The organism is Streptomyces aurantiacus JA 4570 (assembly GCF_000414115.1).
Lineage (GTDB): Bacteria > Actinomycetota > Actinomycetes > Streptomycetales > Streptomycetaceae > Streptomyces > Streptomyces aurantiacus_A.
Map to the genome: position 1 here is coordinate 16,369 of NZ_AOPZ01000070.1, position 11,997 is coordinate 28,365.

Sequence of the window (11,997 nt, forward strand, 5' to 3'; positions counted from 1 at the left end):
ATGACTCGCGAGAGGGCGGAACGGATGCGTGCCAAACAGGTAAAGATGCGGCCAAGTATGTGATCTTGCCGGCGGCGCGGTGTCATGTCCGGATCGTGGACCGTCCTGTCCGCGTATACGTGTTGTATCTATGCTGTGCGCATGCCAGCCGCCCCGCCCGCCCCGCCTGCCCCTCCACACCCCTCCCTCAAGTCCCCCAAGTCCCTCAAGCAGCCCCCCGCCGCCGAGCGCGTCTACGCGCACGTCAAGCAGGCCGTCCTGGAGCGCCGCTACGAAGGCGGCACGCTCCTCACCGAGGGCGAGCTCGCCGAGGCCGTGGGCGTCTCCCGCACGCCGGTGCGCGAGGCACTGCTCAAGCTGGAGGTCGAGGGGCTGCTGCGGCTCTACCCGAAGAAGGGCGCCCTGGTCCTGCCGGTCTCCGCGCAGGAGATCGCCGACGTCGTCGAGACCCGGCTGCTCGTCGAGACGCACTCGGTCCGCAAGGCCGTGCCCGCCCCGCCCGGGCTGCTCGACCGGCTGACGGAACTCCTGGAGAAGCAGCGGGAGCAGGCCGAGTCCGGCGACCTCGCCGCGGCGGCCGTCACCGACCGCTGCTTCCACGCCGAGATCGTCCGCAGCGGCGGCAACGACATCCTCTCCCGCCTCTACGACCAGCTCCGGGACCGCCAGTTGAGGATGGGCGTCGCCGTGATGCACTCCCACCCGGACCGCATCGCCAAGACCCTCGCCGAGCACGAGGAGATCCTCGCGGCGCTCACCGCCGAGGACGCCGAGGCCGCGGTCGACGTGGTCACGCGGCACGTCGGCTGGTTCCAGCACCTCGCCCGCGGAGCCGCACGATGACCACCGACGCGGCGGCGCCCGGCGCGGCCCGGCTGCCCGGGGACCCGCCGGGCGGCCGGCGCGCCGTCCTCGTCTGGTCGGTCGGCGTCGCCGTCTACTTCGTCGCCGTCATCTTCCGCACCTCGCTGGGCGTCGCGGGCCTGGACGCCGCCGACCGCTTCCACGTCAACGCGTCCGCCCTGTCGACGTTCTCGATACTCCAGCTCCTCGTGTACGCGGGCATGCAGATACCCGTCGGCCTGATGGTCGACCGGCTCGGCACCAAGAAGGTCCTCACCCTCGGCGCGATCCTGTTCACCCTGGGCCAGCTCGGCTTCGCGCTCTCGCCCTCGTACGGCACGGCCCTCGCCTCGCGCGCGCTGCTCGGCTGCGGTGACGCGATGACGTTCATCAGCGTGCTGCGGCTCGGCACCCGCTGGTTCCCGGCCCGGCGCGGCCCGCTGGTCGCCCAGCTCGCCGGGCTCGTCGGCATGGCGGGCAACCTGATCTCCACCCTCGTCCTGGCCCGCCTCCTGCACGACGTCGGCTGGACCACCGCGTTCGCGGGCAGCTCGCTCGCCGGTGTCGTCGTCCTCGTACTGATGACGCTGTTCCTGAAGGACCACCCGGAGGGCCACGGTCCGGAGCCGGTCGCGGCTCGCCCGGCCGGTGAGACGGGATCGGCGCGCGACGCGCGGCCCGGCTACGTACGCGAACAGATCGCGCTGTCCTGGCGCGAGCCCGGTACCCGGCTCGGCCTGTGGGTGCACTTCACGACGCAGTTCCCCGCGATGGTGTTCCTGCTCCTGTGGGGCCTGCCGTTCCTCGTCGAGGCGCAGGGGCTCTCGCGGGGCGCGGCGGGGGACCTGCTCACGCTGGTCGTCCTCGCCAACATGGCGATCGGGCTCGTGTACGGGCAGGTCGTCGCCCGGCACCACACGGCGCGGCTGCCGCTGGCGCTCGGCACGGTGGCGGCGACGGCAACGCTCTGGGCGGCCACGCTGGCCTACCCGGGGGAGCACGCGCCGCTGTGGCTGCTCGTGGTGCTGTGCGTGGTGCTCGGCGCCTGCGGCCCCGCCTCGATGATCGGCTTCGACTTCGCGCGGCCCGCGAATCCGCCGGAGCGCCAGGGGACGGCCTCGGGCATCACCAACATGGGTGGTTTCATCGCCTCGATGGTGACGCTGTTCGCCATCGGTGTGCTGCTCGACGCGACCGGCGACAACTACCGGATCGCCTTCTCGGCGGTCTTCGTCCTGGAGGCGCTGGGCGTCAGCCAGATCCTGCGGCTGCGGACGCGGGCGGCACGGCGGGAGCGGGAGCGGCTCGTGGCCAGCCGGGTGGAGACGGTGCACGTACCGGCGTGAGCCGTGGGGGGGGGCGGGCGTTCGTGACGGCCCTGGCCGGGTCCCGGGCGGGCCCCGGAACCCCCGGCCGGCGGGCTACGGCGTGACCGCGAAGTCCCCGAGGATCGCGTCGCCCAGCTCCAGATCGCCCTCGACCTTCACCCGGTCCTTGACCGACGCGTACGTCACGCGCCCGCAGGCGAGCCGGAAGTACGTGTCCCAGTCCATGCCGATGGTGACGAGCGGCCCGAGCGAGGGGGCGCTGTCCACCGTGGCCCTGCCTTCGGCGTCGACGCGCACCGTGCGCAGGAACTCGACCGGGCCGCTGACGTCGAAGACGACCGCCGAGTTCGCGGGGGCGCCCGCCTTCTTCGCGACGACCTTCGGCAGCCCCTGCAGGAGCAGGTCACGGGCGACGTACGCACCCGGGGAGTCCAGGTTCCCGGGCTTCTGCAGGGCCGTGCGCAGGTCCTGTTCGTGCACCCACACGTCGAACGCCCGCGTCCGCGAGGCGAGTTCCAGGGTCAGCTCGGTGCCGAGCGGGCCGCGCACCTTCGTCGACGGGTCGCGGGACTCGTTCCTCAGCTGCCGCGAGCGACGGATGATCGTGTACTCCAGCTCGGAGGTCATCTCCGGCGCCGTGTGGTGGCGGCGCACGTCGACCTGCATCTCCATGTACCGCTGGCCCTCGTTCTGTACGTGGTACAGGTCGCGCGGCAGGGTGTGGATCGGGCGCGGGTCGCCGAGCATCTCGCAGTCGAGGCCGATGACATGGGACACGATGTCCCGGACCGACCAGCCCGGGCACGGGGTCGCCAGGTTCCACTGCCCCTCGGGGAGCGGGGTGACCAGCTCGGATATCGCTTCCACTGCGTGGGTCCAGGCATCGGCGTAGGTTTGAAGGCTGGGATGGAGACTCACGGGACCCCTCGGCGGTCGTACGCGGGCGGTGGGTGTCTGAGACGTTAAGTTACGCTGCCCGCAGGCACCCCGGCAGTGCTTTCGTGTGACGATCGTAGGCCCAGTTGACGGCTCGAATGCCAGGACGGTGGTAGTGTGCGCGCCTCTCTCCTCCAGATCGCCGTAGACGATGACGAATCGGTCAATTCCCGTAGGCAGCGCGTCTCTTCGCTGGTGCGCGAGGTCGCCGAGCGCGAGGGTTCCGGTCTGATCGTGCTGCCCGAGCTGTGGCCGACGGGGGCGTTCGCGTACGAGTCCTTCGAGGCGGAGGCGGAGCCGCTCCAGGGGCCCACGTACGAGGCGATGGCCAAGGCCGCGCGGGCGGCCGGGGTCTGGCTGCACGCCGGCTCGATCCCCGAGCGCGCCCCCGACGGGGCCCTCTACAACACCTCCCTCGTCTTCTCGCCCGAGGGCGAACTCGCCGCCGCGTACCGGAAGATCCACCGTTTCGGCTTCGACAAGGGCGAGGCCGTGATGATGGGCGCGGGCACGGAACTGGTCACCGTCCGCACTCCCGAGACCGTCCTCGGCCTCGCCACCTGCTACGACCTTCGCTTCCCCGAGCTCTTCCGGGGCCTTGTCGACGCGGGCGCCGAGGTGTTCGTGGTGCCGGCGGGGTGGCCCGCGCGGCGCCGGTCGCACTGGTCGCTGTTCGCGCGGGCGCGGGCCGTCGAGGACCAGGTCTTCGTGCTGGCCTGCGGGACCGCGGGGACACACGCGGGGGTGCCGCAGGCGGGGGCCAGTGTGGTGGTCGACCCGTGGGGGGATGTTCTCGGCGAGGCCGGGGGCGAGGATGAGGAGGTCCTCACCGTTGACCTGGACCTCGGGAAGGTCGCGGAGACGCGGGAGCAGTTTCCGGCCCTGAAGGACCGGCGGTTGCAGTAACAGTTGCCGTCGGCCTGGGCTGTGCCCACCCGTTCCGCCGTGCGGAACGCCTGCCCACAGCGGGAAACAGGCCAGTGAGCTAGTCCGCGCCGCCGCGTTCCTTCTCCGCCAGGCGGATCACGCAGATCGTGACGGCCAGGAGCAGGGCGGGGTCGACGTCCTCGCGGACGATCTGGAGGCCGTACGTGTCGCGGACACGGAACCAGCGCCGCGAGATGTCCGCGAGCAGCTCACCCTCGTACTCGATGGCGAACTCGCGATCCAGGATCTTGCCGCTGACGTCCAGCTCGGTCGAGCCGTCCGCGAGCGCCACGCGATAGTGATTGCGCAGCAGCGACAACCGCTTGCGCTTCACCGTGGCGAGCGGCTCGCCCTCGCGCTCGATCAGCATCGTGTCGCGCAGGGCGAGCATCTTCGCCCGGATGTCGATCAGCACCCGCCCCTGCATGTCCTTCAGTTCGAAGGTCTCACGCAGGCGCATCGCCTTGCCGTCGACGAAGAAGACCTTGCGGCCCTGGTCGTCCTCGATCCAGTAGTCGTCACCGATGCCGAACAGCCGGTCGCGTACGAGAAGTCTCATACGGCATGAGTACCCCGAAACGGATGATTCGCCCGCCCCGGTCGGCCGGTTCAGCCTTCGAGGAAGGCGAGCAGCGCGTCCGCCAGCATGTGCGGGTCGTCCGCGCCGCACAGCTCGCGCGCGCTGTGCATCGACAGGATCGCCACGCCCACGTCGACCGTCTGGATGCCGTGCCGCGCCGCCGTGATCGGGCCGATGGTGGTGCCGCAGGGCATCGCGTTGTTGGAGACGAAGGACTGGAACGGCACGCCCGCCTTCTCGCAGGCGGCGGCGAAGACGGCACGGCCGCCGCCGTCCGTGGCGTAGCGGTTGTTGACGTTGACCTTCAGGATCGGGCCCCGGTTGGCGCGCGGGTGGTGCGTCGGGTCGTGCCGCTCGGCGTAGTTGGGGTGGATGGCGTGGCCGGTGTCGGACGACAGACAGACGGTGCCGGCGAAGGCCCGCGCCTTGTCCTCGTACGTCCCGCCGCGCGCGAACACCGAACGCTCCAGGACCGTGCCGAGCAGCGGGCCGTCGGCGCCCGTGTCGGACTGCGAGCCGTTCTCCTCGTGGTCGAAGGCGGCGAGGACGGGGATGTACGGCAGCGCGTCGGCGTCCGGAGCGGTGGCGGCGGTGGCGAGGGCCGCCGTGCAGGCGTGCACGGACAGGAGGTTGTCCATGCGGGGGCCCGCGAGCAGTTCGCGGTCGCGGCCCAGGTAGGCGGGCGGCTCGATGGGGTGCGTCATCAGGTCCCAGCCGGTGATGTCGGCCGCGTCCAGGCCGCACTCCTCGGCGACGAAGCGGATCAGGTCGCCCTCGCGGACGTCGTCGCCGAGCCCCCAGATGGGCTGCATGTGCTTCTGCTTGTCGAGCTTCAGGCCGTCGCTGACGACGCCTCGGTCCATGTGGATGGCCAGTTGGGGTACGCGGAGCAGGGCGCGGTCGATGTTGACCAGGCGTGACGTTCCGTCCCGCAGGGACAGTCGGCCGGCCAGGCCCAGGTCGCGGTCCAGCCAGGAGTTGAGCAGCGGGCCGCCGTAGATCTCGACGGCGACCTGGCGCCAGCCGTGCCCGCCGCTGTCCGGCAGGGGCTTCACGCGCAGGTTCGGGGAGTCGGTGTGGGCGCCGATGACGCGGTACGGGGTGTGCGGGGTGGCGCTCTCCGGCACGAACCACGCGATGATCGCGCCGCCGCGCAGCACGTACTTGCCGCCCGTGCTGGCGTCCCAGGCGTCGGTCTCGCCGACCTGGCGGAAGCCGGCCTTCTCCAGGCGTTCGGCGGCGCTTGCCACTGCGTGGTACGGGGAGGGGCTTGCCGCCAGGAACGAGATCAGGTCGTCTGTGTGGCCGCGGTCGAAGCGGGCGCGTGTGCTCATGGCGTCACCTTAGCCAGGGCTCTGGGCGCCCTGCGGGCCACCTGCGTGGGGCTGGGCGGGCCACTGCGTGGGGCTGGGCGGGGTCGTCCTGTGCCGCGCCGCGGGGGTTGCTCCTGTCCCGCCGCTTCGCGGCGGATGTTTCCCACCCGCCCGGCCCGTTTCCAGTTGCCCGCGGGGTGGGCGTCTCCCGCGGGGGTTGCCCGCCGTCGGCGGCTGCGGGCCGCGGGCTGCGGGAGTTGCGCCGCCCCCCTGCTGTGGGCAGGCGTTTCGCACGGCGGAACGGGTGGGCGCAGCCCCAGGGCGACGGTGCGTTTGTGACGGCGGGGACTTGTGCGCCCCGGCGGGGGGAACGGCGGTGGCCCGGTCCCCGGGGCGGGGGAGCGGGCCACCTGGGTGGAGGGGGCGGGGGTTAGAACGCCGCCTCGTCCAGCTCCATGAGGTCGAGGGCCACGCCCTCGGAGAGGGCGCGCTCCGTGGCGACGCCCGGTAGCACGTTCGCCGCGAAGAACTTCGCCGCGGCGATCTTGCCCTGGTAGAAGGGCACATCCTTCGCGGAGGCGGTCTCCAGCTTCTCGGCGGCCACGGCGGCACCCCGAAGCAGCAGATAGCCGACGACGACATCGCCGGAGGCGAGGAGGAGGCGGGTGGTGTTGAGGCCCACCTTGTAGATCGACTTGACGTCCTGCTCCGTGGCCGCGAGGTCCGTCAGCATGACGCCGACCATGGCCTCCAGCTCGACGGCCGCCTTGGCCAGCTCCTCCCGCGCCCCGGCGAGCTGCTCGCCCCCGGTGCCGACGGCGAGGAACTTCTTGATCTCCTCGGCGAGGCCGTTCAGCGCGGCACCCTGGTTGCGGACGATCTTCCGGAAGAAGAAGTCCTGGCCCTGGATGGCGGTCGTGCCCTCGTAGAGCGTGTCGATCTTGGCGTCGCGGATGTACTGCTCGATCGGGTACTCCTGGAGGTAGCCCGAGCCGCCGAACGTCTGCAGCGACTGCGCGAGCTGCTCGTACGCCTTCTCCGAGCCGTAGCCCTTGACGATGGGCAGGAGCAGGTCGTTGAGGGCGTGCAGCTGCGCGGCGTCCTCGCCCGCCGCCTCCTTGACCGCGATCTCGTCCTGGACGGCCGCGGTGTGCAGCACGAGCGCGCGCATGCCCTCCGCGTACGCCTTCTGCGTCATCAGGGAGCGGCGCACGTCCGGGTGGTGGGTGATCGTCACCTTCGGCGCGGCCTTGTCCATGAACTGGGCGAGGTCGGGGCCCTGGACGCGCTCCTTGGCGTACTCGAGGGCGTTGAGGTAGCCCGTCGACAGCGTCGAGATCGCCTTCGTGCCGACCATCATGCGAGCGAACTCGATGATGCGGAACATCTGGCGGATGCCCTCGTGCTTGTCGCCGATCAGCCAGCCCTTGGCGGGGTGCTTGTCGCCGAACGTCATCTCGCAGGTGTTGGACGCCTTGAGGCCCATCTTGTGCTCGACGTTCGTCGCGTACACGCCGTTGCGGGCGCCCAGCTCGCCGGTCTCCCAGTCGAACTCGTACTTCGGCACGAGGAAGAGGGACAGGCCCTTGGTGCCGGGGCCGTGGCCCTCGGGGCGGGCGAGGACGTAGTGGAGGATGTTCTCCGACATGTCGTGCTCACCCGAGGTGATGAAGCGCTTCACGCCCTCGATGTGCCAGGAGCCGTCCGCCTGCTGCACGGCCTTGGTGCGGCCCGCGCCCACGTCCGAGCCGGCGTCCGGCTCGGTGAGGACCATCGTCGAGCCCCACTGCTTCTCGACGGCTATCTCGGCGATCTTCTTCTGCGCGTCGTTGCCCTCGTCGAAGAGGATGCCGGCGAAGGCCGGGCCGGAGGAGTACATCCAGACCGCCGGGTTGGCGCCGAGCAGCAGCTCCGCATACGCCCAGATGAGGGAGCGGGGGGAGGTGGTGCCGCCGATCTCCTCGGGGAGGCCGAGGCGCCAGTACTCGGAGTCCATGAACGCCTGGTAGCTCTTCTTGAAGGAGTCCGGGATCGGCGCGGTGTTGGTCTCCGGGTCGAAGACCGGCGGGTTGCGGTCCGCGTCCTCGTACGACTCGGCCAGCTCGTTCTCCGCGAGGCGGCACAGCTCGCTGAGGATGCTCTTGGCGGTCTCGACGTCCATCTCCGCGAACGGGCCGCTGCCGTACAGCTTGTCGCGTCCGAGCACCTCGAAGAGGTTGAACTCGATGTCGCGGAGATTCGACTTGTAGTGCCCCATGGCGACGGCTCCGTAAGTGGCTTGGGAGGCTGGAATCCTCGTGGGCGTACCAGTAAGTAGCTAGTCGTTGTCAATGATGCTACCCGTCGGTAATAAGAGGCAACCCCTGATGGCCCAAGTGTGAGCTGGGTCTATTCGGCGGCCCCGGTCGTGAGGCGCTGCTCGGTCAGGAAGTCGGTGATCAGGCGCTGCCACTCCGTGGGCCGCTCGGCGAACGGGAGGTGGCCGGTTTCTATCGCGGCCAGGCGGGCGCCCCTGATGCCGGCGGCGACCTCGCGCTGGAGGGCGGGCGGGACGAGCTGGTCCTCGGTGGTGGTGATGACCAGGGTGGGGGCGGTGATGGCGGCCAGGTCGGCGCGGACGTCCGTGCGGATGACCAGGTCCACGTGGTCCGCGGTGCCCTCCGGGGCCGACTCCGCCGTGCCCCGGAGGGCGTCCGCGAGCGCTTGCGGGGACAGGGCGTCCAGGGCGCCCGGGCTCAGGGCGAGCGGGAGCAGGAAGCGGGCCTGCTTGTCCCGGTCACGGGACGCGGTGCCGGCCGCGGCCAGGTGGTGCCAGGTCTGGGCGTTCAGGGTCATGCGGGTGTCGGGGCGGGCGAAGGGGGCCGTCAGGATCAGGGCTTTCACCCGGGACGGGTGGCGGGCCGCCGTGCGGATGGCCACCGCCGTGCCCAGGGAGTAGCCCGCCAGGGCGAAGGTGTCGGCGCCCTCCGCGTCGGCCGCCGCGATCAGCTCGTCCGCGAGGGTGTCCAGGGTGAGGGGCTCTTCGGCTCGGGGGGTCTTCCCCGTGCCCGGGTAGTCGACGGCTATGGCTCTGTGGGTTTCCGTCAGGGCCGGGAGGATCGGGCCGTAGTTCGCGGCCACGGAGCCGCCCGCTCCGTGGGCCAGGAGCAGGGCTGGGCCCTTGCCGGTGATGGTGCGGGCGTACGGCGCCGCGGTCGTGTCCGTGCTTGTGCGTGTGTCTGTGCTCGTGGACATGGGTGGTCCCCCCTCGGTCTCGGTTCGGGTATCTGTAGCCCCCGCTACAAAAACGGTAACCCCACCCTGAGCCCTTTGTCTAGCGCCCGCTACATAAACTTCCGGCCCATGGCCGGGCGTACCGCCCGCGGGAGCGGCACCGTCGACGCGCGTGATGCCCCTCCCCCCACATATCGGCCCCGTCGGCCTGGGCTGTGCCCACCCGCCGCCGTGCGGACCGCCTGCCCACAGCGGGGAGGGCGGCGCGACTTCCGCAGCCCGCGGCCCGCAGCCGCCGACGGCGGGGTGCCCCGCGGGAGACGCCCACCCCGCGGGCGACTGGAAACGGGCCGGGCGGGTGGGAGACATCCGCCGCGGAGCGGCGGGCCTGAGAACACCGGCCCGCAGACCGGTACGAGACCGTCAGGACGACCCGCCGGCCGCGGGGCCGGGTACGGTGCCGGGCCCCTCCCCCTCAGGCCCCCGGCCAGTGAGCGCAGCGAGACTGCTCCGCACATGATCCATGTGCGCCCGCACCTCGTCCCACCGCTCCCCGTGCTCACGGAGAATCCGCTCGGTCTCGCGCCCGATGCGCTCCTCCCGCATCCGCGCCCGCGCGAGAATGTCCGCGGCGCGCGCCGACGCGTCCTCCTGCCCGTGCCGCGCGGCCTCCTGGGCCTGGGCGTGGGCACGCTCGGCCTCGGCAAGCCGGGCCTGGGCGGCCTCGACGAGGGACGTCTCGTGCGCCTCGGCCGCGGCCTCGCGCTCGGCGATCTCCCGTTCGGCGGCCTCCCAGCGCTCGGTGTGGTCCTTCTCCAGCTCGGCGAGGAGCCCACTGGTCCGCTGCCGCATCTCCCGCAGCGCGGCCAGCGCCTCGCCGCGCCACTCCTTCACGTCGTTCCGGGCGGCGACCCGCGTCTCGTCGGCGGTGGCGCGGTCCGCGAGCAGCCGCTGCGAGCAGCCGCTGCCGCGCCCGCTCCTCCGCCTCGCCGCACACCGTCTCGGCGTACGCGCGCGCGGACTCGCGCACCGCCGCGGCCTCGGCCTCGGCGCTCTCCTCGGCCCGGCGCGCGGCGGCCGCGGCCTCCTCCCGCACCGCCGCGGCCTCCTCCTCGGTCAACGCCAGCAGATACTGCGCGCGTTGCCCCAGCTCCTCGTACGTCTGCGGAGCGAGCTGCGCGACGACTTCGCGCATCCGCTCGGCCTCGGCGCCCATGTCCTTCGCGAGGACGGTGAGGCGGGCGGCCCGTTCCCACGCCGCGTCGCGGTCTCTGGAGAGCGCGTCGGCGTACGCGTCCACCTGCCCGGGACGGTAACCGCGCCCGCGCACGGCGACGAAGCCATGAGGTGACACCGACACACCGCTGCCGCTCATACTTGATCCCCTCTTTCGCCCACACAGACTCTCGCCGTCGCGCCGACCGCGTACAACGCGATTGGCGCACATCTTGATGGATCAAGCGGAAGTGGTCATAACGCGACACTCCGCCCACTCCATCCGGTCAAGGATGCGTCAATTGACGGCGGAAGTCGGAATCGGGTTGTCGTTCCGGCGTACGTCGAAGGGCTGATCGGGCCCCGCGGGGCCGACCGCGCACGCGGCGGACCGGCCGCGTACGCGAGCGCGCACGAAGGAGGCGCCCGACCCGTCAGCCCAGGTCGGGCGCCTCGTCCGTACGTTCCGCGCTACAGCAGTCCGTCCCACATCTGCTCGAGCAGCACCGACCACCAGCTCTCCGGCGACGCGAGCGCGGCCGGGTCGAGCGCGGCGAGCTGCGTCTGGAAGTCGACGGTCCAGCGGCCCGCCTGCTCCTGGTTGAGCCCGTAGCGCAGCCGCCACATGCGGCCGAGCAGGCCGAGGCAGCGGGCGAACTCCGGCAGGCCCGTGTTCACGAACTGCGGCGGCACGGGGGCGCCGCCGGGTCCGGCCTCGACGGGGACGGCGACGATGTTCGCCGTCCCGTACTGGACGCAGATCGCCCGCCCGAAGTCACTGCCCATGACCAGGTACGAACCGGCGTCGGACGCGGGCTGCACACCCCGCTCCTGGGCCATCTCGGCGAGCGTCGGCACCGGCCGTCCCGGCTGGGCCTGCGCCCAGAAGAACGGGCCGAAGTCGGCGGGCAGACCCGCGACGACGAGCGTGTGCGCCACCACGTCCGGCACGCCCTGGCGGGACACCGCCCGCTGGTCGAACCGGAAGACGCCGGGGCCGAACGCCCCCGCGAGCTCCTGCGCCACGCCCTCCGGCGGCAGCGGGGGCGCGGGCGGCACCTGCGGGAGCGGCGCGCGCACCGGCGCGAGGCGCGCGGGGCCGTCCGCGACCTGGTGCAGCTCGCCCTGGTGCGCGAGCAGTTGCTGCATGCCCTGCTGGCGGGACGCGTGGTCCTTGCCGTACGGCGCGATCGAGGTGATGCGCGCCTGCGGCCAGGTCTCCCGGATCATGCGCGCGCAGTACGCGCCGGGCAGGTCGCAGGACTCCAGCTCGGTGTGCAGCTCCAGGACCTGGTCCGGCGGGATGTTCATGCCGCGCAGCTCGTGGAAGATCTGCCACTCCGGGTGCGGCGTACCGGGCGCCGAGCGCCGGATGACCTGCTGCTCGGAGCCGTCGGGCGCGCGGTAGCGCAGCACGGCCTGGTAGCCGGGGCCGACGGTGGGCTGACCGGTCGGCGGGTGCGGGTAGCCGTACGGCTGGCCGGGGCCGGGCGCCATGCCCGGGCCGGGGGCCATGCCGGGGACCACGCCCTGGGCGAGCGGGGGCATGCCGGGGGCGCCCGGGGTTCCGGGGGCGCCGGGGGGCATGGGGGCACCCGGAGCACCGGGTGCGCCGGGCGCGCCGGGAGGCTGGGGTGCGCCG

9 protein-coding genes and 1 pseudogene are annotated in these 11,997 nt (G+C 72.1%); 3 read left to right on the forward strand and 7 right to left on the reverse strand.

Going from position 1 to position 11,997, the window contains the following annotated elements; all coding sequences use genetic code 11:
- Positions 1–141: 141 nt before the first annotated feature.
- Both STRAU_RS09780 and STRAU_RS09785 read left to right on the forward strand, forming a co-directional pair.
- Entirely contained in the window at positions 142–843 is a 702-nt protein-coding gene (locus STRAU_RS09780; RefSeq protein ID WP_052029024.1) for a GntR family transcriptional regulator, read from the forward strand.
- Entirely contained in the window at positions 840–2,189 is a 1,350-nt protein-coding gene (locus STRAU_RS09785; protein ID WP_016640117.1) for an MFS transporter, read from the forward strand. Before STRAU_RS09780 ends, STRAU_RS09785 begins: the two co-directional genes overlap by 4 nt.
- A gap of 75 nt (positions 2,190–2,264) precedes the next feature.
- Here the strand turns inward: STRAU_RS09785 and STRAU_RS09790 are convergent, their stop codons facing one another.
- A complete protein-coding gene (locus STRAU_RS09790) occupies positions 2,265–3,089 on the reverse strand; it encodes a maleylpyruvate isomerase family mycothiol-dependent enzyme (RefSeq protein ID WP_037658460.1) in 825 nt (274 codons plus the stop codon).
- Positions 3,090–3,224: 135 nt separating this feature from the next.
- Here STRAU_RS09790 and STRAU_RS09795 point away from each other — a divergent pair, with 135 nt between their 5' ends.
- On the forward strand, positions 3,225–4,013 hold the full coding sequence (locus tag STRAU_RS09795; RefSeq protein ID WP_016640118.1) for a carbon-nitrogen family hydrolase: 789 nt from the start codon (positions 3,225–3,227) through the stop codon (positions 4,011–4,013).
- Between the two features lie 79 nt (positions 4,014–4,092).
- Here STRAU_RS09795 and STRAU_RS09800 read toward each other — a convergent pair whose 3' ends face one another.
- From STRAU_RS09800 to STRAU_RS09825, 6 genes and pseudogenes are all read right to left on the reverse strand, one after another.
- Positions 4,093–4,593, reverse strand: coding sequence for an LURP-one-related/scramblase family protein (locus STRAU_RS09800; RefSeq protein ID WP_016640120.1), 501 nt, complete (start codon positions 4,591–4,593; stop codon positions 4,093–4,095).
- A gap of 50 nt (positions 4,594–4,643) precedes the next feature.
- On the reverse strand, positions 4,644–5,948 hold the full coding sequence (locus STRAU_RS09805; RefSeq protein WP_016640121.1) for a M18 family aminopeptidase: 1,305 nt from the start codon (positions 5,946–5,948) through the stop codon (positions 4,644–4,646).
- Positions 5,949–6,357: 409 nt separating this feature from the next.
- Positions 6,358–8,184, reverse strand: a complete 1,827-nt coding sequence (locus tag STRAU_RS09810; RefSeq protein WP_016640122.1) for an acyl-CoA dehydrogenase — start codon at positions 8,182–8,184, stop codon at positions 6,358–6,360.
- A gap of 131 nt (positions 8,185–8,315) precedes the next feature.
- A complete protein-coding gene (locus STRAU_RS09815) occupies positions 8,316–9,161 on the reverse strand; it encodes an alpha/beta fold hydrolase (RefSeq protein ID WP_016640123.1) in 846 nt (281 codons plus the stop codon).
- A gap of 402 nt (positions 9,162–9,563) precedes the next feature.
- Positions 9,564–10,515: pseudogene (locus tag STRAU_RS09820) on the reverse strand (cellulose-binding protein).
- A gap of 311 nt (positions 10,516–10,826) precedes the next feature.
- The coding region (locus tag STRAU_RS09825) for an SUKH-4 family immunity protein (RefSeq protein ID WP_052029025.1) at positions 10,827–11,997 on the reverse strand (1,171 nt) is incomplete at its 5' end.

What these genes read in the sequence shown, in the direction of transcription:
- STRAU_RS09780 (WP_052029024.1), top strand. Translation starts at nt 142, where the DNA reads ATGCCAGCCGCCCCGCCCGCCCCGCCTGCCCCTCCACACCCCTCCCTC.
- STRAU_RS09785 (WP_016640117.1), top strand. Translation starts at nt 840, where the DNA reads ATGACCACCGACGCGGCGGCGCCCGGCGCGGCCCGGCTGCCCGGGGAC.
- STRAU_RS09800 (WP_016640120.1), bottom strand. Translation starts at nt 4,593, where the DNA reads ATGAGACTTCTCGTACGCGACCGGCTGTTCGGCATCGGTGACGACTAC.
- STRAU_RS09805 (WP_016640121.1), bottom strand. Translation starts at nt 5,948, where the DNA reads ATGAGCACACGCGCCCGCTTCGACCGCGGCCACACAGACGACCTGATC.
- STRAU_RS09810 (WP_016640122.1), bottom strand. Translation starts at nt 8,184, where the DNA reads ATGGGGCACTACAAGTCGAATCTCCGCGACATCGAGTTCAACCTCTTC.
- STRAU_RS09815 (WP_016640123.1), bottom strand. Translation starts at nt 9,161, where the DNA reads ATGTCCACGAGCACAGACACACGCACAAGCACGGACACGACCGCGGCG.